Origin of the sequence: Kitasatospora sp. NPDC093102, from assembly GCF_040683915.1 — a bacterium.
Lineage (GTDB): Bacteria > Actinomycetota > Actinomycetes > Streptomycetales > Streptomycetaceae > Kitasatospora.
The window spans coordinates 31,833-55,487 of sequence record NZ_JBFBFA010000034.1; the positions used below are offsets into that span (position 1 = coordinate 31,833).

Below are 23,655 nucleotides of genomic sequence, written 5' to 3' on the forward strand. Positions count from 1 at the left end.
ATCACAAGGACCGCTCACTCGTCCGGGTGAGAATCGGCGATTGTCCACCTCCGGGGCCGGATGCCCTGCTGGGCCGGTCAACCGGCCGGGGCCCGGATCACGGATCGGTGACCTCCGGCCCGCACCGCAACCCGGGGGGCGGGCACCGCCGTCCTCGTCTGCGATGGAAGACTCCAGGGCGGCGGCCCGCCGCACCGCGAACCGGCCGAACACGCACCACCCGGTTACCGGGCCACCGGCCGGGGCACCAGCCGGCGACCCGGCACCGCCCAGCACCGAACGACCGAGCACAGGGGGAAGCGCACAGATGCCAACGATCCACCGGTCAGCCCTGGCCGCCGCTCTGGCCGCGGGCACCCTGCTCGCCGTGAGCGCCTGCGGGCCGGACGGTCCGGCGAGCGGCGGGACCAGCCCCGCGCCGCCGCCCTCCTCCGCGGCGGCGGCCCCGGCCGCGGGCTCGGGCGGCGTGATCGGCGGGATCACCCTCCCGTCCGGGCTGCCGACCAGCCTGCTGGAGGGGCTGCCCAGGAACTGGGACGACCTGAAGAAGTGGAAGTTCGAGGACTGGGACAAGTGGGCGTCCAAGCACGTCTTCAACAACCCGGTGGTGAAGGACTTCTGGGACCCGGACAAGATGGGCGACTCCAAGCCCGCCGATCCGGCCCCGCCCGCCGCCAAGCCCGCCCCGGCCACCCCCGGGCCGTCCACCGACGACGGCGTGACCGACCCCGAGCCCCCGGCGGTCAAGGCCGTGGCGATGCCCCGTCCGTACACAAAGCAGCCCTCCGGCAAGGTGTTCTTCTCCGCCAAGGGCGGCCGCGGCAACTGCTCGGCAACGGTGATCACCGACCCGCAGCACCCGGGCAGGAGCAACCTGGTCTGGACGGCCGGCCACTGCGTGCACGAGGGCAAGGGCGGCAACTTCTACAAGGACCTGGTCTTCGTGCCCGCCTACAACAACTCGGGCGCCTCCAGCGGCGGCAAGCGGGCCCCGCTGTCCGAACTGGCCCCGCTCGGCACCTGGTGGGCCGACCAGGTCACCACCTCGCCGCAGTGGATGGTCGAGGGCGGCGGCAGTGGCGACGCCGCCAACCAGTACGACTTCGCGGTCATGCGCGTGCACAACCAGAACGACACCGGCAAGTCGCTGGAGGAGACGGTCGGTTCGGCCGTCCCGGTCTGGTTCGACGCGCCGCGCGACCAGCTCAAGGTCTCGGCCGTCGGCTACCCGCTCGTCAAGCCGTTCGACGGCCAGGAGCTGTACGCGTGCGACGGCGGCAAGCCCACCCGGCTCTCCTTCGACGCCAAGCGCCCGACCATGCTGACCATCGGCTGCAACATGACCCAGGGCGCCAGCGGAGGCGGCTGGTTCGCCACCATGCCCGACGGCCGGACCGCCCTGGTCAGCAACACCTCGATCGGCACCCAGGAGCACACCTCGCTGAGCGGCCCGTACCTGGAGGCGGTCGCCCGGCAGGCACTGGACTGGATCTCCAAGAAGTAGCAGCCGCCACCGGGAGGCCGTACGGAACCACCAGCACAGCACGGGGGAACGAGCCAGCATGCCGAGAACCACCAGCCGGCGGCGCCGGGTCGCGACGGCGAGCGGCGCGCTGCTCGCCGCGCTCGCGCTGGGTACGGCCGGGTGCGGCCCGGACGGCCCCGCCCGGCCCGCCACCGCCCCCCTCGCCCTGCCCAGGTCCGCGCCCACCAGCCTGGGCGACCTGACCGGCTGGAAGGTGGAGGACTGGGCCCGCTTCGTCGCCGACAGCGCCTTCGCCAACGACGCGGCGCCCGGCTCCTGGCCGGCGGCCCGGATGGACGCCGCCAAGCCCCGGCCGACCCCGGAGTACTCCCTGACCGCCCCCGCGGCGGCCGGCGTCGAGCGGGACACCCCGCCCGCCGTCGTCCCGGCCAAGCCACAGCCGCACCCGTACGGCCAGGCCGACTCGGTGGTCGGCCGGCTCTTCATGACCACGCCGCAGGGCGACGCGGCCTGCTCCGCCACCGTGGTCTCCGACCCGTTCAACCCCGGCCGCAGCAACCTCGTCTACACCGCCGCGCACTGCCTGCACGACGGCAAGGGCGGCGGCTGGATGAAGAACCTGGTCTTCGCACCCGGCTTCAACCGGGACGGCCAGGTGGTCCACGGCAAGCCGAACCCCGACCAACAGGCCGCCCCGTACGGCCGGTGGACGGCGGTGCGCGCACTGGTCTCGCCGACCTGGCTGCAGGAGAGCGGCGTCGGTGCCCACCAGCAGTACGACTACGGCGTCCTGCGGGTGCGCGGCGAGGACGGCTCCGGCAGGTCCCTGGAGGAGACGGTCGGCGGCTCGGTGCCGATCTGGTTCAACGCCCCGCGCGACCGGATCACCGCGGCCGCCGCCTACGGCTACCCGGCCGAGCGGCCGTTCGACGGCCTGGAGCTCGAACACTGCGACTCCCCGGTCGCGCCCGGGCAGCTCTCCTTCGACCGGACCCGCCCGCCGATGTACCTGATCGGCTGCACCATGACCGCCGGCTCCAGCGGCGGCGGCTGGTTCGTCACCAGGGACGGCAAGCCCAACCTGATCAGCGTCGGCGCGCTCGGCAACCGCAGCCCGGCCGGCTACCAGGCCGGCCCCTCCCTGCAGGACCAGGCGAAGCAGGCCTTCGACTACTTCGCCAAGAACGTCAGGTAGCACCCGCGGGGGAGAGACGCGGGAGGGGCCCCGGGGACGGCACGCGTCCCCGGGGCCCCTCCGTTCGCTTCGGCCTCAGCCCTGCAGGGCCACCGCGAAGTACTCCAGCTCGGCGGCCAGCTCGGCCGGCACCTTGGCGTGCAGCAGGGTGCCCTCGCCGGTGTGCTCGGTGGAGAGCAGCTCCCCCTCCGCGTGCACCCGGGAGACCAGCCCGCCCTGGGTGTAGGGCACCAGGGCCCGCACCTCGATCGCCGGACGCGGCAGCTCGTCGTCGATGAGCTGCAGCAGCTCCTCGATGCCCGCGCCGCTGCGGGCCGACACCACGATGGCGTGCGGCTCGCGGCGCAGCAGGCGCTGGAGCACGTGCGGATCGGCGGCGTCCGCCTTGTTGATCACCACGATCTCCGGCACGTTCTGTGCGTCGACCGAGACGACGACCTCGCGGACGGCGGCCAGCTGCGTCTCCGGCTCGGGGTGCGAGCCGTCCACCACGTGCAGGATGAGGTCCGCGTCGGCGACCTCCTCCATGGTCGAGCGGAAGGCCTCGACCAGGTGGTGCGGCAGGTGCCGGACGAAGCCGACGGTGTCGGCCAGGGTGTAGAGCCGCCCGCTCGGGGTCTGGGCCCGGCGCACCGTCGGGTCCAGGGTGGCGAACAGCGCGTTCTCCACCAGCACGCCCGCGCCGGTCAGCCGGTTGAGCAGGGAGGACTTGCCGGCGTTGGTGTACCCGGCGATGGCCACGGACGGCACCTGGTGGCGCTTGCGCTCCTGGCGCTTGGTGTCCCGGCCCTTCTTCATCTCGGCGATCTCTTTGCGGAGCTTCGCCATCTTCTCGCGGATCCGGCGCCGGTCGGTCTCGATCTTGGTCTCACCGGGACCACGGGTGGCCATGCCGCCGCCCGAGGAGCCGGAGCCACCGCCACCCATCTGCCGGGACAGCGACTGACCCCAGCCGCGCAGCCGCGGCAGCATGTACTGCATCTGCGCGAGCGAGACCTGCGCCTTGCCCTCCCGGGACTTGGCGTGCTGGGCGAAGATGTCCAGGATCAGGGCCGTCCGGTCGACGACCTTGACCTTGACCACGTCCTCCAGGTGGATCAGCTGGCCGGGGGTGAGCTCACCGTCGCAGACCACGGTGTCGGCACCGGTGGCGGCGACGATGTCGCGCAGCTCCTGGGCCTTGCCGGAGCCGATGTAGGTGGCCGCGTCGGGCTTGTCACGGCGCTGGATGACGCCGTCCAGCACCTGGGAGCCGGCCGTCTCGGCGAGCGCGGCGAGCTCGGCCATCGAGTTCTCCGCCTCCTCCAGCGTGCCGTCGGTCCAGACGCCGACGAGCACCACGCGCTCCAGGCGGAGCTGGCGGTACTCGACCTCGGTGACGTCCTCGAGTTCGGTGGAGAGGCCGGCGACCCGGCGCAGGGCGGCTCGCTCGCTGCGGTCGTACTGGTCGCCGTCGTAGTGGTGGCCGAGGTCCTCGTCGATGGCCGCGAGGTCCTCGTCCATGAGGGCTTCCGCCCGCAGACCGTCGAGGCGGCGCGGAGCGTCGGCGTGGTCGCGGGTGTCGAACGTGGAGGTCATTCTGTCCTTTGGCTGACTGGTACGGATGGCCTTCGGGGACCGCGACTGCGGTCCCGTACGGAGTCTGCCCAGCTGCCGCCCCGGCTACCGTCCGGGCGGGGTGAGCTACCCCTCAGGTCCCCGGGTGCCGCCCCGGGCCCCTGTGCCCGGAGAACGCCGTGGACCGGCCGTGAATTCCCCATGATGGTCGCACGCCCGGCGCGGGCCGGTCATCCCCATTTCCCCCGGGCCTCCGGGCCGCCGGGCCGGTCCCCCGGTTCCCTGCCGCCCTCCGGCGCGTGCGGGCGGCTCACGTCGTACACCCCGGAGACCTTGAGCATCGCCCGCATCAGCCCCGGCAGCGCGGCCGGCTCGGGCAGTTCGACGGTGTAGGTGTGCCGGACCCGGGACTCCTGCGGCGGCTCGACCTCGGCCGAGACGATGCCGACGCCCGCGCCGGAGATCGCCGCGGTGAGATCGGCGAGCAGCCGGGGCCGGTTCAGCGCCTCGGCCCTCAGGGTGACCCGGTGCCCGGCGGCCGGCGCGCCCTCCGCCCGCCAGCGGACCTCCAGCTCGGCCCGCCCGTCCGCGCGCATCCGCTCCCCCGCCGGGCAGCCGGTGCGGTGCACCGCGACCGCGCCGCCGCGGATCGGGTAGCCGGCCACCGCGTCCGGCGGCACCGGGGTGCAGCAGCGCGCCAGCCGGACCGACACCCCGGGCCGTCCGGCCACCGCGACCGGGGCGGCCCGCCGCTCGGCGGCCGGGCGCCCGGGCGGGGCGGGCTGGCCGCCGGCCGGGCCGGTGCGGACCACCGGCTGCCGGACCGGGTGGTCGGCCAGCCAGCGCTCGATGGCCAGCCGGGCGGCCGGGGTGCGGGCGTGCGCCAGCCACTCGGGGGCCGGGCCGGAGGGCTGTCCTCCCCCGGCCGGGAGGGTCTCGGTGAGGACCGCGATCTGGTCGCCGTCCTCCAGCACGGTGGACAGCGCGGTGAGCCGCCCGTTGACCCGCGCGCCGATGCATCGGTGGCCGGTCTCCTCGCCGAGCAGGTAGGCCGCGTCCACGCAGGTGGCGCCGGCCCTCAGCTGAAGCGTTTCGCCGCTCTCCGTCACCACGGTGATCTCGCGGTCGCCGGCCAGGTCGGCGGTGAGCGTGGACCAGAAGGCGTCCGGGTCGGGCGTCTCCTGCTGCCACTCCAGCAGCCGGCTGAGCCAGCCCGGGCGGGCCGGGTCGGTGCGGTCCAGCTCGTCGGCGTCCTGCACGGCACCGGCCGGGGACGGGTCGCCGAGCGCGACCACCCCGGTCTCGGCCACCTCGTGCATCCGCCGGGTGCGGACCAGCACCTCGACCACCGCGCCGCCGCTGAGCGCCACGGCGGTGTGCAGCGACTGGTAGAGGTTGAACTTGGGCGCGGCCACGAAGTCCTTGAACTCCCCGGGCAGCGGCGTCCAGCAGGTGTGCAGCTCGCCGAGCACGGCGTAGCAGTCGGCGTTCTCCTCGACCACCACCAGCAGCCGCCCGAAATCGGCCGGCCGCGGCCCCGACGGCCGCCCGTCCGGCCCGGGCACGGCGGCCCGCCGGAGCAGCACCCGGTGCAGCGAGACGCAGTGCCGGGGCCGGACGGTCACCTCGGCGGCCACCCCGGCCTCGGCCAGCTGGCGGGCCAGCTGCCGGGCGAAGGGCTCCAGCAGGGTGTCCGGCTCGGCCTCGTGACCGGACATCAGGGCGCGGGTGCGGGTGTGCTCCTCGGGGTGCAGGGTGGCGAAGACGATGTCCTCCAGCTCCGCCTTGAGCACCTGGATGCCGAGCCGCTCGGCAAGGGGGATCAGCACGTCCCGGGTGACCTTGGCGATCCGCACCTGGCTGGCCGGCTTCATGTGCCGGATGGTGCGCATGTTGTGCAGCCGGTCGGCCAGCTTGATCACCATCACCCGGACGTCGTCCCCGGTGGCGACCAGCATCTTGCGGAAGGTCTCCGCCTCGGCGGCGGCACCGAAGTCGACCTTCTCCAGTTTCGTCACCCCGTCGACCAGGTAGGCGACTTCGGGGCCGAACCCGGCAGCCACCTGGTCCAGCGTCAGCTCGGTGTCCTCGACCGTGTCGTGGAGCAGCGAGGCGACCAAGGTCGTCGTCCCGGCGCCGAGTTGGGCCAGGATCATGGTGACGGCCAGCGGGTGGGTGATGTACGGCTCGCCGCTCTTGCGCTTCTGGCCGCGGTGGCTGGCCTCGGCGAGCCGGTACGCCCGGGCGAGCAGGCCGAGGTCGGCCTGGGGGTGGTGCCGGCGGTGGACCCGGACGAGCGGCTCCAGGGCGTCCGGCACGGGCGGCCGGCCGGTGGCGAGTAACGCGGCCCGCCCGGCCCGGCCGAGGGCTGCCCGGCCGAGCTCTCCGAGGGGCCGCCTGGCCCCGGCCTGCCGTACGGTCGTCGGCTGCCCCGTCAGGGACTGCCCGGCTTCGATGGTCATCGGCACCTCCGGCAACGGTCGCCGGGCGCCGCCCCTCCCGAGGGGGGTGATCCTGCTACCCCTCCCCAGGGGTGATCGACCCGGTGGTCCATGCTACCGAGCGGAGCACGTTCCGCGACGCCCTGATTCCCGTCCGCGACCGGTATCACCCGATCGGGGGGATTCGTCACCGCGCGAATTGGGCAAACCGACCTGCCCCCGGGCAGGCGTCAGCGCACCGACTCCCACCAGCGCCCGTCCAGCCGCCCCTCGGCCACGATCACCGCCGGCCCGGTCATCTCCACCCGGCCGTCCGGGTGCTCGGTGATGACCAGTCGGCCGCCCAGCACGTCCACGGTGTACGAGACCGCCTCGCCGGTGACCGCCGGGTCGGCGCCGTCCCGGCGGATGGCCGCCACCGCCACCGCGCAGGCGCCGGTGCCGCAGGAGCGGGTCTCGCCCGAGCCGCGCTCGTGCACCCGCATCGCGACGTGCCGCGGCCCGCGGTCCACCACGAACTCGACGTTGACGCCCTCCGGGTAGGCGCCCGCGGGGCTGGTGAGCGGCGCGGTGAACAGGTCGCCGGCGTGGTCCAGGCTCTCCACGAAGGCCACCGCGTGCGGGTTGCCCATGTTGACGTTGAGGGCCGGCCAGCGCCGCTCGCCGACCGCGACCTCGATGCCGTCCGGCCCGGGCAGCCGGGCCCGGCCCATGCCGATGGTGACGTCGCCGGGTGTGCCGTCCGCGGCGGCCTCGGCGACCTTCGCGGTGAGTACCCCGGAACGGGTGGCGACGGCCAGCTCGCCGGGCTCGGCCAGGCCGGCCTCGACCAGGAAGCGGGCGAAGACCCGCAGGCCGTTGCCGCACATCTCAGCGATGCTGCCGTCCGAGTTGCGGTAGTCCATGAACCACTCGGCCCGGTCGGCCATCCCCGCGGCGGCCGGGTCGGCGGCGGCGCGCACCACGCGCAGCAGCCCGTCCCCGCCGATGCCGGCCCGCCGGTCGCACAGCGCGGCGACGGTCTCGGGACCGATCTCCAGCGAACCGTCCGGGTCCGGGACGATGACGAAGTCGTTCTGGGTGCCGTGCCCCTTGAAGAAGGGGATGCCGCCCTGCCGGGGAGAGGATGCGCTCACCCCTCCGATGGTACTGAGCGGTGGGCCGCCCGCTCAGCGCAGGTAGGCGACCCGCCAGACCGCGAGCGCACAGGCGGCCAGCGCGACCAGGGTGTAGACCACGATCGCCTTCCAGCCGGCCCGCTGCCCGGAGCCCCGGCGCGGCAGCCCCGGCCACTTGTAGCCGGCGTGCCGGGCGGCCATCGCGCCCCAGCCGACCGAGGCGGCGGTGAACAGCAGTCCGAGCATCCCGACCATGGTGGCGCGCGCCCCGGCCGAGCCGAAGGCGAGCGGGAAGGCGAACATCAGCGAGCCCAGGGTGCCCAGCAGGGCGATCGGCAGCGTCTGCCACCAGCGCAGCCGGCGCAGCGGGCGGATCTCCCGTTCGTGCACCGCACCGCCGGGCGGGGTGCGGGTGTCCAGGGCGGGCACCGCGACCGCGTAGGAGGTCGGCGCCTCCAGACCGGTCAGCACGGGGAGGTCGCCCATCGTCGACTCGTCGAACTCCTCGGCCGGTGCGGTGACGCCCCCGCTCTGGCCGGACTCGGGGCCGGTACCCGTCGACACACGGCCTCCCCTGACAGTTCGACACGAGCGGACTCGCGGCCGGGCACGGTCGGCCCGTTGGCCGACCCCTACGGCATCGATGATGGCATGTCCAGAGAGGCGTTCCGGGCCTGACCGGGGTCGACGGGTGATCCGTGGCCATCACGTGATCGGGCCGTGACCGCCGGTTCGTCCTGCACGGTCGCCTGCGCGCGCAGGTGCACCGCCGGATTGGCCGGAAACCCGTCCTACGCGGCCGGAACTCCCTGACGCCCGATCAGTTCCAGGGACCGGCCCAGCAGCTCGACGGGGTCGGTTCCGGCCGGCCGGGAGAGCCAGTTGATCCGGTCGTCGCGGCGGAACCAGGACTCCTGACGGCGCGCGAAGCGCTTGGTGGCCCGGACGGTTTCGGCCCGGGCCTCGTCCTCGGTGCACTCGCCGGCGAAGTGGTCGAGCACCTGCTGGTAGCCGAGCGCCCGGGAGGCGGTCCGCCCCTCCCGCAGCCCGGCCTTCTCCAGCTCCCGCACCTCGTCCGGCAGTCCGGCCTCCCACATCCGGTCGACCCGCAGCGCGATCCGCTCGTCCAGCTCGGGACGCGGCACGGCGACGCCGATCTGCACCGCCTCGTAGACGGCGGTGTTGCTCGGCAGGTTGGCGGTGAACGGCTGCCCGGTGATCTCGATGACCTCCAGGGCGCGGACGATCCGCCGGCCGTTGCTGATGAGGATCGCCTCGGCGGCCGCCGGGTCGAACTCGGCCAGCCGCCGGTGCAGCGCGTACGGGCCGGCCTGCTCCAGTTCGGCCTCCAGCCGGGCCCGCACCGCCGGGTCGGTGCCCGGGAACTCCATCTCGTCGATCGCCGCCCGGACGTACAGCCCGGAGCCGCCGACCAGGACGGGCGTGCGGCCGGCGGCGAGCAGCCGGTCGATCTCGGCCCGGGCCAGCCGCTGGTACTCGGCGACGCTGGCGGCCTCGGTGACGTCCCAGACGTCCAGCAGGTGGTGCGGCACTCCCCCGCGCTCGGCCACGGTGAGCTTGGCGGTGCCGATGTCCATGCCCCGGTACAGCTGCATCGAGTCGGTGTTGATCACCTCGCCGTCGAGACTGCGGGCGATGGCGACGGCCAGGTCGGACTTGCCGGCCGCGGTCGCGCCGACGATCGAGATGACACGCGGGGTACGGGAGCTGCTCACCGCTCCAGTCTCGCAAAACCCCCGGGCCACCGGAGACCGGGCTGCCGCGCGGCCGCAACCGCGCGACGATATGAGTGTTTCCCGGACTCTTTCCGGCCGTTTCCCCGGTTGGGACCGGTTTGCGAACGCTTTGCCGGGCAGGGTCGTTGTGCAGGAAACAGCGGATGAAGGAGATCGCCATGGGTCTGATGGACAACCTCAAGGGCAAGGCCGAGGAGCTCAAGGGCAAGGCCAGCGAGTTCGCGGGCAAGCACAGCGACCAGATCGAGAAGGCCGTGGACAAGGCCGGCGGCGCGATCGACAAGGCGACCAAGGGCAAGTACAGCGACAAGATCGAGCACGGCGCCGGCAAGGCCAAGGGCGCGGTCGGCGACTTCGCCCACAAGCCGAAGCAGGGCGACGAGGAGCAGCCTCCGCAGTCCTGACCCGCTAGGACCAGGACGCCACGAAGTACCCGACCCCGTACGGCGCGTCCTGGTAGTCCAGCCTCCCGGTGAGGCCCGCGCCCTCCGCGGCGCCGGCCAGCACCTGCCAGGGTGCCCGGCCGTCGGCCTTGAGCTCGGCGGCCAGGCCCGGGTCCAGCGCGGCCAGGGCCGGCAGGTCGGCCGTGCCCAGGGCCGCGGCCAGGGCGGTGTCGAAGCCCTCGGCCCGCTCGTCCAGGTAGCCGGGCGCCTTCACCGAGCGGCAGGCGCTGCCGTCACCGAGCACCAGCAGGGCGACCCGGTCCGCGAGGCCGGCCAGGCCCTGGCCGAGGCCGAGCATCCGGTCGGCGGGGGCGTCGGCGGGCACCGCGCAGGCGTGCGTCGGCAGGGTCACTCCGGCGCGCTCCAGCAGCCAGGCGCCGACGGTCAGCGAGGGGGCCAGTTCCGGCCCCTCGACCCGGTCGCCGGGCAGCTTGGCGACCAGCGGCACCCCGTAACGGTGGAAGGAGCCGGCCCCGCCCTCGGTCCACACCTCGGCCTCCGGCCCGGTGCCGACCACCACGACCAGCTGCGGTCCGGCCGCGACCAGCGCTGCCAGCGCCTCGTCGCAAGCGGCGCGCAGCCCGTCCAGCTCGGCGGCCGCCCCGGCGGCGACCTCCGGGACGAGCAGCGGTGGACAGGGGCACACGGCGGCGGCAACCAGCATGCGGATCACTTTAGGGCCTGTCGCCCGGATCCCGTTCTGCGAGATCCGGGCGACAGGCCCACACCGACGACGGCGACGGCGGCCCGGTGGGAGTCGGAACTCCCACCGGGCCGCCGTCACGAGCAGCGGGTCAGTCGCCGCAGCAGGCCCCGCCGGCCGGCGCGGCGAGCGGCAGCTCGGCCGGGGCGCCGATCTTCGGCAGGCCGAGCATCACGCCGGCCGGCTTGGCGGCGTGCGCGGCCTGGCGCTTCTCCCAGGCGTCGCCGGCCCGGGTGCGGCGCACCGCGAGCGCCGGGCCCTCGGCGAGCAGGTGGTGCGGGGCGGCGTAGGTGATCTCGACGGTCACCATGTCGCCGGGGCGCACCGGCTCGGCGGGCCGGCTGAAGTGCACCAGCCGGTTGTCGGGGGCGCGGCCGGAGAGCCGGTCGGTCTTGTCGTCCTTCTTGCCCTCGCCCTCGGCGACCAGGATCTCCAGGGTGCGGCCGACCTGCTTCTTGTTCTCCTCCCAGGAGATGTCCTCCTGGAGGGCGATCAGCCGGTCGTAGCGGGCCTGCACGACGGCCTTCGGCACCTGGTCGTCCATCTCGGCGGCGGGGGTGCCGGGGCGCTTGGAGTACTGGAAGGTGAAGGCGTTGGTGAAGCGGGCCTCGCGGACGACGTGCATCGTCTCCTCGAAGTCCTCCTCGGTCTCGCCGGGGAAGCCCACGATGATGTCGGTGGAGATGGCCGCGTCCGGCATCGCCTCGCGGACCTTCCGGATGATCCCGAGGAAACGCTCCTGCCGGTAGGAGCGGCGCATCGCCTTGAGGACGCGGTCCGAGCCGGACTGCAGCGGCATGTGCAGCTGGTGCATCACGTTCGGGGTCTCGGCCATCGCGGCGATCACGTCGTCGGTGAAGTCGCGCGGATGCGGCGAGGTGAAGCGGATCCGCTCCAGGCCCTCGATCTGGCCGGCGGCGCGCAGCAGCTTGGAGAAGGCCTCGCGGTCGCCCAGGTCGGAGCCGTAGGCGTTGACGTTCTGGCCGAGCAGGGTCACCTCGATGACGCCCTCCTCCACCAGCGCCTCGATCTCGGCGAGGACGTCGCCGGGGCGGCGGTCCTCCTCCTTGCCGCGCAGGGAGGGGACGATGCAGAAGGTGCAGGTGTTGTTGCAGCCGACCGAGATGGCGACCCAGGCGGCGTAGGCGGACTCGCGGCGGGTCGGCAGGGTGGAGGGGAAGGTCTCCAGCGACTCCAGGATCTCGACCTGGGCCTTGCGCTCGACCGCGGCCCGCTCCAGCAGCGCCGGCAGGTGGCCGATGTTGTGGGTGCCGAAGACCACGTCGACCCAGGGGGCGCGCTTGACGATGGTCTCGCGGTCCTTCTGGGCCAGGCAGCCGCCGACGGCGATCTGCATGCCCTTGTGGCGGGTCTTGACCGGCGCGAGCTGTCCGAGGTTGCCGTACAGCTTGTTGTCGGCGTTCTCGCGCACCGCGCAGGTGTTGAACACCACCAGGTCCGGGTCGCCCTCGGGCCCGGCCTTGACGTACCCCGCGTCCTCCAGCAGGCCGGACAGCCGCTCGGAGTCGTGGACGTTCATCTGACAGCCGTGCGTGACGACCTTGTAGCTCTTCAATCCGCTCTCACCGCTCACCAGACCAGGGTACGGGCAGCGGCGAAGCGCTTTTCCCTGAGCTTCCACCACCCGTTCACTCCCGTTCGGCCGGAGCGCCTGGCAGTATCCCTGCATGGCCCCCACCACCCCGTCCCGTCTCGGCGCCGCCGTCCGCACCGCGGCGCGCAGCCCGCTGTGGCGGACTGTGCTGGTGGTGGTACTGCTGGTGGCCGGGTTCGGCGGCTGGTGGCTGTCGGCGGGCCGCTCCCCCGGGTACCCGCGCGGCGAGGTCCGTTTCGCCACCGGGGTGCAACGCGGCGTCTACGACCGGTACGGGCAGCTGCTCCAGGCCCACGTCTCCCGGGCGATGCCGGGCGTGCGGCTGGCCCTGGACAACTCCGAGGGCTCGATAGACAACCTCACCCGGGTGATCACCGGCCGGGACACCTTCGCGATAGCCACCGCCGACGCGGTCGCCGACTACCGGGGCCCCGGCAAGGAGAAGCTGCGGGCGATCGCCCGGCTGTACGACGACTACCTGCAGCTGGTCGTCCCGGCCTCCTCCCCGGTGCACCGCACCGCCGACCTCAAGGGCCTGCGGGTCGGCGTCGGGCTGCCGCAGTCCGGGGTGAACCTGGTGACCAAGCGGCTGCTGGCCGCCGCCGGGCTGGACCCGGACCGCGACATAGTCCCGGTGCCGAAGGGGGTCGGCGAGGCCGCCGACGACCTGCGCGCGGGCCGGCTGGACGCCTTCTTCTGGTCCGGCGGCCTGCCCACCAACGCGCTCACCGACCTCTCCGAACACGTCAGGATCCGGGTCGTGCCGCTGAGCGACCTCTCCGAGGCCCTGCACAAGGCCGAGGGCGGCGGCACCGACGCCTACCGGGCGGCCACCATGCCCAAGGGCACCTACCCGAACGCCGATCCCAAGGACGCCGTCGCCACGGTGGCCGTGCCCAACCTGCTGATCACCCGGGACGACGCGGACCCGGGCCTGGTCGAGGGCATGACCCGCGCGGTGATCGACAGCCGGGACCAGATCGGCGCCCAGGTGCACGCGGCCCAGCTGGTCGACCTGCGTACCGCCGTCTACACCGACCCGCTCCCGCTGCACACCGGCGCGGCGCGCTACTACCGCTCGGTGAAGCCGTAGGGCGGTGGCCCGCGGGCCACCGCCCCGCAGGGTGAGCCGCAACAGGTCCGTGGGCGCCCGCACCCCGCCCGGCGGCCGTCACTTCTCCGGCCGCGGCACCGCCAGCGTCACCGCGAGCCCGGTCGGCTCGACCGGCGCGAAGCCGAGCGAGCCGCCGCCGGCCGCCAGCAGGGTGCGCGCGATGGACAGCCCGAGCCCCGAGCCGTCCACGTTCTGGTGCCGCGGGCTGCGCCAGAACCGGTCCCCGGCCCGGGACAGCTCGTCCTCGGTGAGGCCGGGCCCGGCGTCGGTGACGGTCACCGCGACCTCGTCCCGGCGCACCGCGACCCGCACCCGCACCTCGCTGCCGGCCGGGCTGAACTTGAGCGCGTTGTCCACCACGGCGTCCAGGGCCGAGCCGAAGCCGATCGGATCGGCCATCCCGATCGCCAGTGCCGGGCCGTCCCAGCGCAGCCCGATCCCGCGCTGCTCGGCCACCGGCCGCCAGGCGTCCACCCGGGCCAGGGTGAGTTCGGCGAGGTCGGTGCGCTCCGGTTCGGGGCGGGCGTGCTCGGCGGTGGCCAGCCCGAGCAGGTCGTCCAGCACCCGGGCCAGCCGGGCGCCCTCCTCCCGGACGCCGCTGAGCTCCTCCTCGTGGCCCTCGGGCAGTTCCAGGCCGAGCAACTCGACCCGCAGCAGCAGCGCCGACAGCGGGTTGCGCAGCTGGTGCGAGGCGTCGGCGACGAAGGCCTTCTGCTGGTCCATGGCGAGCACCACGTGGTCCGCCATCTCGTTGAACGAGCGGGCCAGCCGCTGGAGTTCGGGTGGTCCGCCGCCGGGGGCGACCCGGGCCGCCATCCGCCCGGTGGCGATGTCGTGGGTGGCCCGGTCCAGGGTGCGCACCGGGCGCAGCACCCACTCGGTGAGCCGGACGGCGAGCAGCACGGCGACGATCATCGCGGCGGCCTCACCCCCGCCGATCACCAGCCACTTGTGCAGCACCCGGGTGCGCAGCGCCTCGGTCGGGGACTCGCTCAGCACCACCGCGACCACGTCGCCGTCGCGCACCACCGGGGCGGCGACGATGATCGTCCGGTCCGGCGTCCACGGCCAGACCTGCGGCGGGTCGTGGCTGCGCCGCCCGTCCAGCGCCTCCTGGAAGGCCTGGGCTCCCCAGCCCCCGGAGGGCACCCGCCAGTCGTCCGGGGCTGCGGCGATCGGCACGCCGTCGCGCTGGAAGATGCCCAGGCGCACGCCGTACAGGTCGTGGTAGCGGCGGACCTCGGCGTCGATCGCGCGCTGCCGGCTGAGGTCGCCCGGGGCGGGTTCCGGTTCGCCCTTGCGCGCCGAGTCGGCGGCGCCGGAGGTGGGCAGGTCCTGGGCGAGGCGGGCGGCGTCGTCGAGCCGGTCGACGACCACCTTGGTCTGCTCGGCCGCCGCGACCGCCGCCGCGAGCGGCAGCCCCAGGGCGGCCAGGACGCAGAGCATGAGGGCGATCAGGATGCCGAGGAGGCGGGTGCGCACGTGCGGTCAGTGCTCCGCGGGGGCGGGCGGGGCCGGTTCGGCCGCGGCGGGCGTCGGACGGTCGGGGATCAGCCGGTAGCCGACCCCGCGCACGGCCTCGACCAGGCCGGGCAGCGCCAGCTTGTTGCGCAGCGAGCCGATGTGCACCTCCAGGGTGCGCCCGTTGCCCTCCCAGCCGCTGCGCCAGACCTCGCTGAAGATCTGCTCGCGCCGGTAGACCACGCCCGGGCTCTGGGCGAGCAGTGCGAGCAGGTCGAACTCCTTGCGGGTGAGCGGCACGTCGCGGCCGTCCACGCTGACCCGGCGGCGCTCCCGGTCGATCCGGATGCCGCGGGACTCCAGTGGGCCGCGCTGCTGCGGCACGGCGTCGGGCGCGGGCACCGACACCGCGGCGGGGGCGGCGCCGCGGCGGGCCACGGCGTGGATGCGGGCGAGCAGCTCGCCCATGTCGTACGGCTTGGTGACGTAGTCGTCGGCGCCCAGGTTGAGGCCGTGGATCCGGGAGCGAACGTCGGCGCGGGCGGTGACCATGATCACCGGCACGCCGCTGCCGGCCCTGATCCGGCTGCACACCTCGAAGCCGTCGCGGTCGGGCAGCCCGAGGTCGAGCAGCACCACGCGGTACGGCTCGTTGCCGTCCGGCACCAGGGCGTCCAGCGCCTCGTGCCCGCTGCGGGCGTGCCGGACCTGGAAGCCGTGCCGGCCCAGCACCGCGACCAGCGCGGCGGCCACGCGTTCGTCGTCCTCGACGAGCAGCAGTCGCATCCTGTTCTCCTCCTTCCCCCACGTGATCACCGGTGATCACCGGGCCGATCCGTCAGGTCCCGGTCCTGCGCAGTATGGGCCAGTGAACGGCCCGGCGCCAGGTTCGACCGCGCACCGGGCTCGTGGGGAACGGGGAGCACCGGAGCGGATTCCCGCTGTGACATGCCCCGTCGGCGCCCGCGCGAACAGCGCGTGGGCGGCGTGTGGCCGTTTCGTGATCCTCAAGTTCCGCTCAGATCGGCTGACGGCGCGCGGTCACGGCTCCTATGGTCGGCCCACCGGGGGCCCGCGGCTCCGCCGGCCGCGGCCCCCGGATCTCGTACCACCACTGCCTCCCAAGGGAGTTGAGACTTCTCGGGCAGGCTCTATTCGACGACAGAGGGAGCAGGCGCGATGACCGAGAGCCCGGTCGAGGACTCCACCCCCGCAGCCGCCCCGCTGGTCGTGCTGAGCAACGTCAACAAGCACTACGGCGCGCTGCACGTGCTGCAGGACATCGATCTCAGGATCGGCCAGGGCGAGGTGGTCGTGCTGATCGGCCCGTCCGGTTCGGGCAAGTCGACGCTCTGCCGGACGATCAACCGGCTGGAGACGATCGACTCCGGCACGATCACCATCGACGGCCGGCCGCTGCCCGAGGAGGGAAAGGAGCTGGCCAGGCTGCGCGCCGAGGTCGGCATGGTGTTCCAGAGCTTCAACCTGTTCGCGCACAAGACCGTGCTGGAGAACGTGGTCATCGGCCAGGTGAAGGTGCGCAAGGTGCCCCGCCCGCAGGCCGAGAAGACCGCCCGGGGGCTGCTGGAGCGGGTCGGCGTCGGCGCGCAGGCGGACAAGTTCCCGGCCCAGCTCTCCGGCGGCCAGCAGCAGCGCGTGGCGATCGCCCGGGCGCTGGCGATGAAGCCCAAGGTGATGCTCTTCGACGAGCCCACCTCGGCGCTGGACCCGGAGATGGTCAACGAGGTGCTGGAGGTCATGCGCCAGCTGGCCGCGGACGGCATGACGATGGTCGTGGTCACCCACGAGATGGGCTTCGCCCGCTCCGCCGCCAACCGGGTGCTGTTCATGGCCGACGGAAGGATCGTCGAGCAGAACACCCCGGACGCCTTCTTCACCGCGCCGCGCTCCGACCGCGCCAAGGACTTCCTCTCGAAGATCCTCCACCACTGACGCTTCGAGACCAGGGGGGCCGCCACCGGCAACGGTGCCGGCCGGCCCTGCCCGTGCACGACTTCCAGACGCCAGAGCCCGGTTGACACCGCGGCCCAGCCCCAGGAGAACCCTCATGAGGACTTCCCGCACCCTCGCCGTCGCGCTCTGTGCCGTCGCGCTCACCGCCACCGCCGCCTGCGGCAAGGACGGCACCCCCGGCGCCACCGCCGCGAGCAGCGGCGCCGCCGCCCCGAAGCTGCCGAGCTACACCGTCAAGACCGACGTCAAGATCGACTCCGCGGTCCTCGCCGAGGCCAGGAAGCGCGGCCAGCTGATCATCGGCGCCAAGGCCGACCAGCCGAACCTCGGCTGGGAGGACGTCGCCAGCGGCGACCGCAGCGGCTTCGACATCGAGATCGCCAAGATGATCGCCGCCGACCTCGGCTTCACCCCGCAGCAGATCAAGTGGCAGACCCTGGTCTCCTCGCAGCGCGAGCCGGCCATCGCCAAGGGCCAGATCGACCTCTACGTCGGCACCTACAGCATCAACGACGAGCGCAAGAAGAGCGTCTCCTTCGCCGGCCCGTACTACATCGCCGGCCAGGACCTGCTGGTGAGGGCCGACAACACCTCGATCACCGGCCCGGAGAGCACCAGCGGCAAGAACGTCTGCACCGCCACCGGCTCGACCTCGATCAAGAACATCCAGCAGTACAACCCGAAGGTCACGCAGTTCGACACCTACTCGGCCTGCGTCGAGAAGCTGCTGTCCAACGAGGTCGACGCGGTCACCACCGACGACGCGATCCTCAAGGGCTACGCCTCCAAGTACGCCCCCAAGCTCAGGGTGGTCGGCAAGCCGTTCACCAAGGAGAACTACGGCGTCGGCCTCAACAAGGACGACAAGGCGCTGCGGGACGCCATCAGCGACGCCCTCAAGGCCCACGAGGACAACGGCGACTGGAAGAAGGCCTACGACGCGACCCTGGGCGCCTCCGGCTCCCCGGCGCCGGACGTCCCGGCCCTCGAGCGCTACTGATCCGCCCGCCGTACGTCGATTCCCGACCATGAACTGAGAGGAGGGCCGCCGGATGGGGTTCCTGTTCGAGGACGACAACTTCGCGTTGTTCCGCGACGGCTTCCTACAGACGATCGAGGTGAGCGCGCTCAGCGCTCTGCTCGCCCTGCTGCTGGGCACCCTGCTGGCGGCCTTCCGGGTCTCCCCGGTGCCCGTCCTGCGCGCCTTCGGCACCGCCTGGGTGACGCTCTTCCGCAACACCCCGCTGACCCTGCTGTTCTTCGCCGTCACCTTCGGCCTGCCGCCGCTGGGCGTGCACTTCAGCCACCTGGTGTTCGCGGTGCTGGCGCTCGGCGGGTACACCGCCTCGTTCGTCTGCGAGGTGATCCGCTCCGGCATCAACACCGTGCCGCTCGGCCAGGCGGAGGCCGCCCGCAGCCTCGGCATGACCTTCGGCCAGACCCTCACCCTGGTCGTCCTGCCGCAGGCGGCCCGGACCGTCCTGGGCCCGATGAGCAGCGTGTTCATCGCCCTGCCCAGGAACTCGGCGATCGCCGGCGCGTTCAGCGTCCCCGAGCTGTACAGCGCCCAGCAGACCTTCTCCGAGCGCGGCTACTCGATCTTCGCCATCTTCTTCTGGGTGGCCTGCGCCTACCTGCTGATCAGCGCGACGGTCGCCTCGTTCTTCCGCTTCCTGGAATCCCGACTGGCGGTGGCCCGATGAGCATTCTCAACCGTCAGGCTTCGTCGAGTGTCCTCTACGACGCCCCCGGCCCGAGGGCCCGGACCCGGTACCGCGCGTTCGGCGTCCTCGCGGTGCTCGGCATCGCCGGTCTCCTCTGGTACGTCTTCAGCGCGCTGAACGACAACGGCCAGTTCGACCCCGGCCTCTGGGACGCCTTCCAGTACACCTTCGTCCAGCAGCGGATCGTGGACGGCCTGCTGGCCACTCTGGAGGCCTTCGGTCTGGCCGCGCTGTTCTCCCTCGCCCTGGGCGCCCTGCTGGCGGCCGGTCAGCTCTCCGACCACCGGCCGGTCCGCTGGGCCTGTACGGCCTTCACCCAGTTCTTCCGGGCGATGCCGCTGCTGATCCTGATCGTCGGGCTCTACTACGCCTTCTTCGCCCAGGAGCCGATGTGGGCGCTGGTGCTCGGCCTCACCCTCTACAACGGGGCGGTCCAGGCCGAGATCATCCGCAGCGGTGTCAACGCCGTCCCGCGCGGCCAGGGCGAGGCGGCGTACGGGCTCGGCATGCGCAAGACCCAGGTGATGATGTCCATCCTGGTGCCGCAGGCCGTCCGCTCGATGCTGCCCTCGATGATCGGCCAGCTGGTCGTCACCCTCAAGGACACCTCGCTCGGCTTCATCATCACCTACCACGAGCTGCTGTTCGTCGGTAAGGCGATCGCCAGTCAGCCGATCAACGCCGCGGGCTTCCCCTACATCCCCGTGGTGCTCGTGATCGGTCCCATCTACATCGCGATGTGCCTGCTGTTGACCGCGCTCGCACGCTGGATCGAAGCACGTGGCCGTCGCGGCGCGAACCGGCGCACTTCAGCTGCTGCTTGACGGACACGCAGGTGAACTGTTGCATTGCTGTTCGTGACACCTCCCGGGAGCATCCACGCGGCATATGCGGCAGCCGTAACTGACGCCGGCCGATCGGCCGGTTCGTGCCCGGAGGTTCCCTCATGGACCCGGTGATCGTGGTCGGGGCCGGACCGGTCGGTCTGGCCCTGGCCCTCGCCCTGGCCCGGCACGAGGTGCCGACCGTCGTCCTGGACGAGGGCTCCGGGCTCTGTCCCGAGGGCCCGCGCAGCCTCGTCCTCGGCGCCGACACCGCCGCCTTCCTGACCCGGATCGGGTACCCGCGGGCGGTCTCGGACTCCGCGCTGTGGGACTCCTTCGCCGTCTGGCGCCGCCGCCAGGAGGTGCTGCGGATCGACCTCACCGACTCGCCCACCTTCCACCTGCCCCAGCACCGCCTCCAGCGCGGGCTGCGCGACGCCCTGACCGGCACCCCGCTGATCAAGCTGGTCCCGCTCAACCGGGTCGTCGAGCTCGAACAGGACCGGGACGGCGTCAGCGTCCGCACCATGGGCACCCAGGACGGCTCCACCACCTGGTGGCGCGGCAGCCACCTGGTCGGCTGCGACGGCGCCAGGTCCGCCGTCCGCAAGCTCCTGAAGATCCGTTTCCCCGGCCGCCCGGCGGTCGACCGCAACGCCATCGCCACCGTCCGGGTCGACCTGCCCTTCGACGGCGCCCGGCTGCACCGCGAGCCCCCGTGGCGGGGCGACCGCGAGGCCTCCGCCCGTCCGCTGCCGGACGGCGTCTGGCGGCTCGACTGGCGGCTGCCCCCCGGCCGTCCCGCCGCCACCGAGACGGTCGACCCGCACGCCACCTGGCCCGGCATCGTCACCGGCGACACCCTGCTCACCCGGGTCACCTCCACCCTCACCGGCTGGTGCGGCGAGCTGCCCCGATTCGAACTGCTGGCCGCCGCCGACCACACGGCCCAGCAGCGGCTCGCCGCCCGCTTCCGGGCCGGCCGCTGCTTCCTCGCCGGCGACGCCGCCCACCTGCACGGCGCGCTCGGCATGCAGAACCTCTCGGACGGGCTGCGCGACGCCGACAACCTCGCCTGGCGGCTCGCCCTCGCCTGGCACCTCCACCCCGGCGGCCCGCAGCCCGGCGGCTCGCTGCTGGACGGTTACGAGGCCGAGCGGCGCGGGGCGGTCGGCGCCCGGCTGCGCGCGGTCGACCAGTCCATGCCGCTGCTGCGCCCACTGCGCGGCTGGCAGCAGACCCGGCGCTCGCTGCTGGTGGGCGGCTTCCGCAAGCACGCCCCGCTGCTCGCCGACGGCCAGCTCGGCACCGGCCGGTTCGGCGGCGCGCCCGCCTACCCGGCGGCGCCCCCCGGCGTCCCGGGCCGGGTCCCGGTGCAGCGCGGCACGCGCGGCACCACCTCGCTCAGCGAGCTGCTGCCCCCCACCGCCCCCGGCGTGCTCGTCCCGGACCTGCCGGTGCTCGCCGACGACGGCACCCCCGACCACCTGCATGCCCGGCTCGGCGCCACCTTCCTGCTGCTGCTGGTCGCCCCCGGCACCACCGTCTGGTCCTCCGAGCACTGGCTCGGCGCCGGCCTGATGCCCCGCCTCGCGGAGGTCGCCGCCGCGCTGCCCGTCCCCGCCGAGGTGCTGGTCACCGAGGACTACCCGGGCGCCGGCCCGCACACCGTCCTGCTGATCCGCCCGGACGGTCATCTGGTCGGCGCCACCCAGGGCGCCGTCGCCGAGGACCTGCTCGCCCTCGCCGACCGCGCCCGCGGCGGCCCGGCCACGCTCACCCGGGTGCCCGACCCGGCCGAGCAGCCCGCGCCGCAGCAGGTGGACTCCCCGAGCCGGGGCATCTCCTAGGGTCCGACGACTCCCGCCGCGCGCTGATCCGACTCGAATCGTCGGACGCGCCCTAACCGGCCACGGCCGTGGCCCGGCTCTCGCGGACCACCGTCACCTGGATCCGGCCCGGATAGGTCAACTCGGTGGAGACCTGGCGGGCCACCTCGCGGGCGATCAGCTCCGCGCCGAGGTCGTCCACCGCGTCCGGACGGACCATCACCCGGACCTCGCGGCCGGCCTGCATCGCGTACACCTCGGCCACGCCCTCGTGCGAGCGCGCGATCTCCTCCAGCCGCGCCAGCCGCCGGACGTACAGCTCCAGCGACTCCTTGCGCGCGCCCGGCCGGCCGCCCGAGCAGCCGTCCGCGGCCTGGGTGAGCGCGGCCGTCACGGTGCGGGGCTCGACCTCGTTGTGGTGGGCGGCGATCGCGTGCACCACCTCGGGGGACTCCCCGTACCGCCGGGCGAGCTCCGCGCCGACGGCCGCGTGGCTGCCCTCGGACTCGTGGCTGAGCGCCTTGCCGATGTCGTGCAGCAGCGCCGCGCGCCGCACCGGCTCCGGGTCCACCCCGAGCTCGGCGGCCATCATCCCGGCCAGGTGCGCGGACTCCAGCAGGTGTCCGAGCACGTTCTGCCCGTACGAGGTCCGGTAGCGCAACGCGCCCAGGGTGCGGACGAGTTCGGGGTGCATCCCGCCGACCCGGGCGTCCAGCAGGGCGTCCTCACCGGCCCGGACGCAGCGCTGCTCGACCTCCTCACGGCTGCGCTCGTGCAGGTGCTCGATCCGGTTCGGGTGGATCCGGCCGTCCTCGACCAGCTGCTCCAGGGTGAGCCGGGCGGTCTCCCGGCGGACCGGGTCGAAGCAGGACAACTGCACCGACTCGGGAGTGTCGTCGACGATCAGGTTCACGCCGGTGACCGCCTCGAAGGCGCGGATGTTGCGGCCCTCGCGGCCGATGATCCGACCCTTCATGTCCTCGTTCGGCAGTCGGAGGACGGTGACGGCGCTCTCCGCGGTCTGCTCCGTCGCCAGCCGCTGGATCGCCCCGGCGATGATGTCCCGGGCCCGGCGCCCGCCCTCCTCCTTGGCCTCGCGCTCGATCTCCCGGACGGTGACCGCGGCCTCCCGCCGGGCCGACTGCTCGGCCTCCCGCAGGAGTTCGGCGCGGGCCTGCTCGGCGGAGAGCCCGGCAGCGCGCTCCAGTGCCGCCACCCGGCGGGTGACCAGCGTCTCGGCCTCACTCCGGGAACGCTCCAACTCGGCGGAGCGCTCCGCCAGTTCGTCCTCCCGGCGGCGCAGCCTGCGCAGTTCCTCGGCCACGCCCTCCTCGCGGCGGGCGATTTCGGCCCGCTGCCGGGCGGTCTGTTCCTCGGCCCACCGGCGGGCCTGCTCGGCCTCGGCGAGCGCGCTGCGCCGGGCCGCCTGGAGCCGCCTGATGATCAGCCCGGCGGCCACCACGAGCACCAGCAGGAGGAACGCGGCCGATCCGGCGACCGAAACCGGCGAGCCGCTCGGACCGGTGCCAGCCGAGATCCCCATTGCCGCCCACTCCCCCGTCGCCGCGCGGGCCGCCGTCCGGAGGCGCCCCGGGCACTGAAGGCGAGGCTAGGTGGGGGTCACGAAACGGTCAAGAGTTGACCCGGCTCACCCCAAGAAGCCTACAAAACTGCCACTACTCCCGACCTGACGGTTCACTCGACTCCTCCTCCAGCGCACTGCGCACCACCCGGAACGCCAGCCCCTCGGAGTAGCCGCGCCGCGCCAGCATCCCGACCAGCCGCCGGGTGCGCACCTGTGTGTCCAGCCCACGGGTGGACCGCAGCTTGCGCTCGACCAAAGCCCGGGCCGCGTCCGTCTCGTCGTCGTGGTCGAGCTGGGCGACGGCCTGCTCGACCAGGTCGGCGGCGACGCCCTTGGTGCGCAGTTCCTGGGCCAGCGCCCGCCGGGACAGGCCCCGGACGGCGTGCCGGGACTCCACCCAGGCTGCGGCGAAGGCCGCGTCGTCGATCAGCCCGACCTCTTCGAGCCGGGTGAGCACCTCGTCGGCGACCTCGTCCGGGACCTGCCGTTTGCGCAGGGCGTCGGCGAGCTGTTTGCGGGTCTTGGCGGCGCCGGTCAGCAGCCGCAGGCAGACGTCCCGGGCACGGGTCTCCGGATCGACCGACTCCTCGGCCTGCTTGCGGGAGGTACGGCCGGCGCCCTCCTCCCCGGACGGCCCGGCGGCGGAACGGCCCCGACGCGCGCCACGGCGGGAGGCCGAGGCGGCCACACCCCCGTGACCGGCCGCCTCGTCCCCGCCCCGGCCGCTCTCCACGGCCGCCGGTGTCGAAGCGGTTCCGGCCGCTTCAGATTCCTCGGCCGCCACGGCCGAGCGCCGCCGCCGACGGCCGGTGGGCAGCTCGGAGGCGGA

The 23,655-nt window shown here is 73.6% G+C and carries 20 protein-coding genes; 9 read left to right on the forward strand and 11 right to left on the reverse strand.

Features of this window, described 5'->3' with window-relative positions:
* Positions 1 to 307: 307 nt before the first annotated feature.
* On the forward strand, positions 308 to 1,504 hold the full coding sequence (locus AB0O11_RS29755; RefSeq protein WP_363393104.1) for a hypothetical protein: 1,197 nt from the start codon (positions 308 to 310) through the stop codon (positions 1,502 to 1,504).
* Between the two features lie 58 nt (positions 1,505 to 1,562).
* A complete protein-coding gene (locus tag AB0O11_RS29760; RefSeq protein ID WP_363393107.1) occupies positions 1,563 to 2,681 on the forward strand; it encodes a hypothetical protein in 1,119 nt (372 codons plus the stop codon).
* 75 nt (positions 2,682 to 2,756) lie between these two features.
* Here AB0O11_RS29760 and hflX read toward each other — a convergent pair whose 3' ends face one another.
* From hflX to miaA, 5 genes are all read right to left on the reverse strand, one after another.
* A complete protein-coding gene (gene hflX / locus AB0O11_RS29765; protein WP_363393110.1) occupies positions 2,757 to 4,259 on the reverse strand; it encodes a GTPase HflX in 1,503 nt (500 codons plus the stop codon).
* 209 nt (positions 4,260 to 4,468) lie between these two features.
* Positions 4,469 to 6,700: an HD domain-containing protein gene (locus tag AB0O11_RS29770; protein WP_363393113.1), complete on the reverse strand. Its 2,232-nt coding sequence runs from the start codon at positions 6,698 to 6,700 to the stop codon at positions 4,469 to 4,471.
* A gap of 209 nt (positions 6,701 to 6,909) precedes the next feature.
* Entirely contained in the window at positions 6,910 to 7,815 is a 906-nt protein-coding gene (gene dapF / locus AB0O11_RS29775) for a diaminopimelate epimerase (protein WP_363393116.1), read from the reverse strand.
* A gap of 33 nt (positions 7,816 to 7,848) precedes the next feature.
* Complete coding sequence (locus AB0O11_RS29780; RefSeq protein WP_363393119.1) at positions 7,849 to 8,361, reverse strand: hypothetical protein; 513 nt, start codon at positions 8,359 to 8,361, stop codon at positions 7,849 to 7,851.
* Positions 8,362 to 8,588: 227 nt separating this feature from the next.
* The gene (miaA, locus tag AB0O11_RS29785) at positions 8,589 to 9,533 is read right to left on the reverse strand and encodes a tRNA (adenosine(37)-N6)-dimethylallyltransferase MiaA (RefSeq protein ID WP_363393122.1); all 945 of its coding nucleotides are present in this window, start codon (positions 9,531 to 9,533) and stop codon (positions 8,589 to 8,591) included.
* A 164-nt stretch (positions 9,534 to 9,697) separates the two neighbouring features.
* On the opposite strand from miaA, the gene AB0O11_RS29790 reads away from it, so the two are divergent.
* Complete coding sequence (locus tag AB0O11_RS29790; RefSeq protein ID WP_363393125.1) at positions 9,698 to 9,958, forward strand: antitoxin; 261 nt, start codon at positions 9,698 to 9,700, stop codon at positions 9,956 to 9,958.
* 4 nt (positions 9,959 to 9,962) lie between these two features.
* Here the strand turns inward: AB0O11_RS29790 and AB0O11_RS29795 are convergent, their stop codons facing one another.
* Positions 9,963 to 10,661, reverse strand: a complete 699-nt coding sequence (locus AB0O11_RS29795) for a class III extradiol dioxygenase subunit B-like domain-containing protein (protein WP_363393128.1) — start codon at positions 10,659 to 10,661, stop codon at positions 9,963 to 9,965.
* Between the two features lie 130 nt (positions 10,662 to 10,791).
* Positions 10,792 to 12,294 carry a tRNA (N6-isopentenyl adenosine(37)-C2)-methylthiotransferase MiaB gene (miaB, locus tag AB0O11_RS29800; RefSeq protein WP_363393131.1) on the reverse strand — a complete coding sequence of 501 codons (1,503 nt, stop codon included), beginning with the start codon at positions 12,292 to 12,294 and terminating at the stop codon, positions 10,792 to 10,794.
* Positions 12,295 to 12,388: 94 nt separating this feature from the next.
* Here miaB and AB0O11_RS29805 point away from each other — a divergent pair, with 94 nt between their 5' ends.
* Complete coding sequence (locus tag AB0O11_RS29805) at positions 12,389 to 13,408, forward strand: TAXI family TRAP transporter solute-binding subunit (RefSeq protein WP_363393134.1); 1,020 nt, start codon at positions 12,389 to 12,391, stop codon at positions 13,406 to 13,408.
* Between the two features lie 78 nt (positions 13,409 to 13,486).
* Here the strand turns inward: AB0O11_RS29805 and AB0O11_RS29810 are convergent, their stop codons facing one another.
* Positions 13,487 to 14,911 (reverse strand): HAMP domain-containing sensor histidine kinase, encoded by a 1,425-nt coding sequence (locus AB0O11_RS29810; RefSeq protein ID WP_363393137.1) that lies wholly within the window; start codon positions 14,909 to 14,911, stop codon positions 13,487 to 13,489.
* A gap of 6 nt (positions 14,912 to 14,917) precedes the next feature.
* Positions 14,918 to 15,676, reverse strand: coding sequence for a response regulator transcription factor (locus tag AB0O11_RS29815; protein WP_363393140.1), 759 nt, complete (start codon positions 15,674 to 15,676; stop codon positions 14,918 to 14,920).
* Between the two features lie 393 nt (positions 15,677 to 16,069).
* On the opposite strand from AB0O11_RS29815, the gene AB0O11_RS29820 reads away from it, so the two are divergent.
* The 5 genes from AB0O11_RS29820 to AB0O11_RS29840 all read left to right on the forward strand — a co-directional run bounded on the left by AB0O11_RS29820 (position 16,070) and on the right by AB0O11_RS29840 (position 21,262).
* Positions 16,070 to 16,843: an amino acid ABC transporter ATP-binding protein gene (locus AB0O11_RS29820; RefSeq protein WP_363393142.1), complete on the forward strand. Its 774-nt coding sequence runs from the start codon at positions 16,070 to 16,072 to the stop codon at positions 16,841 to 16,843.
* A gap of 115 nt (positions 16,844 to 16,958) precedes the next feature.
* The gene (locus AB0O11_RS29825) at positions 16,959 to 17,864 is read left to right on the forward strand and encodes a glutamate ABC transporter substrate-binding protein (RefSeq protein ID WP_363393145.1); all 906 of its coding nucleotides are present in this window, start codon (positions 16,959 to 16,961) and stop codon (positions 17,862 to 17,864) included.
* 52 nt (positions 17,865 to 17,916) lie between these two features.
* Positions 17,917 to 18,567: an amino acid ABC transporter permease gene (locus AB0O11_RS29830; protein WP_224282636.1), complete on the forward strand. Its 651-nt coding sequence runs from the start codon at positions 17,917 to 17,919 to the stop codon at positions 18,565 to 18,567.
* Positions 18,564 to 19,412, forward strand: a complete 849-nt coding sequence (locus AB0O11_RS29835; protein WP_363393149.1) for an amino acid ABC transporter permease — start codon at positions 18,564 to 18,566, stop codon at positions 19,410 to 19,412. The genes AB0O11_RS29830 and AB0O11_RS29835 overlap by 4 nt, the downstream gene beginning before the upstream one ends.
* Positions 19,413 to 19,534: 122 nt before the next feature.
* Positions 19,535 to 21,262 (forward strand): FAD-dependent monooxygenase, encoded by a 1,728-nt coding sequence (locus AB0O11_RS29840; protein WP_363393152.1) that lies wholly within the window; start codon positions 19,535 to 19,537, stop codon positions 21,260 to 21,262.
* Positions 21,263 to 21,314: 52 nt separating this feature from the next.
* Here AB0O11_RS29840 and rny read toward each other — a convergent pair whose 3' ends face one another.
* Positions 21,315 to 22,784: a ribonuclease Y gene (gene rny / locus AB0O11_RS29845; RefSeq protein WP_363393155.1), complete on the reverse strand. Its 1,470-nt coding sequence runs from the start codon at positions 22,782 to 22,784 to the stop codon at positions 21,315 to 21,317.
* Positions 22,785 to 22,917: 133 nt separating this feature from the next.
* Positions 22,918 to 23,514, reverse strand: a complete 597-nt coding sequence (gene recX / locus AB0O11_RS29850) for a recombination regulator RecX (protein WP_363393196.1) — start codon at positions 23,512 to 23,514, stop codon at positions 22,918 to 22,920.
* Between the last annotated feature and the right edge of the window lie 141 nt (positions 23,515 to 23,655).

Coding starts and splice junctions, on each gene's coding strand:
- AB0O11_RS29815 (WP_363393140.1), bottom strand. CDS start 15,676: ATGCGACTGCTGCTCGTCGAGGACGACGAACGCGTGGCCGCCGCGCTG.
- AB0O11_RS29825 (WP_363393145.1), top strand. CDS start 16,959: ATGAGGACTTCCCGCACCCTCGCCGTCGCGCTCTGTGCCGTCGCGCTC.
- AB0O11_RS29830 (WP_224282636.1), top strand. CDS start 17,917: ATGGGGTTCCTGTTCGAGGACGACAACTTCGCGTTGTTCCGCGACGGC.
- AB0O11_RS29805 (WP_363393134.1), top strand. CDS start 12,389: ATGGCCCCCACCACCCCGTCCCGTCTCGGCGCCGCCGTCCGCACCGCG.
- AB0O11_RS29840 (WP_363393152.1), top strand. CDS start 19,535: ATGGACCCGGTGATCGTGGTCGGGGCCGGACCGGTCGGTCTGGCCCTG.
- AB0O11_RS29835 (WP_363393149.1), top strand. CDS start 18,564: ATGAGCATTCTCAACCGTCAGGCTTCGTCGAGTGTCCTCTACGACGCC.
- AB0O11_RS29755 (WP_363393104.1), top strand. CDS start 308: ATGCCAACGATCCACCGGTCAGCCCTGGCCGCCGCTCTGGCCGCGGGC.
- AB0O11_RS29820 (WP_363393142.1), top strand. CDS start 16,070: ATGACCGAGAGCCCGGTCGAGGACTCCACCCCCGCAGCCGCCCCGCTG.
- AB0O11_RS29770 (WP_363393113.1), bottom strand. CDS start 6,700: ATGACCATCGAAGCCGGGCAGTCCCTGACGGGGCAGCCGACGACCGTA.
- hflX (WP_363393110.1), bottom strand. CDS start 4,259: ATGACCTCCACGTTCGACACCCGCGACCACGCCGACGCTCCGCGCCGC.
- rny (WP_363393155.1), bottom strand. CDS start 22,784: ATGGGGATCTCGGCTGGCACCGGTCCGAGCGGCTCGCCGGTTTCGGTC.
- AB0O11_RS29760 (WP_363393107.1), top strand. CDS start 1,563: ATGCCGAGAACCACCAGCCGGCGGCGCCGGGTCGCGACGGCGAGCGGC.
- AB0O11_RS29790 (WP_363393125.1), top strand. CDS start 9,698: ATGAAGGAGATCGCCATGGGTCTGATGGACAACCTCAAGGGCAAGGCC.
- AB0O11_RS29795 (WP_363393128.1), bottom strand. CDS start 10,661: ATGCTGGTTGCCGCCGCCGTGTGCCCCTGTCCACCGCTGCTCGTCCCG.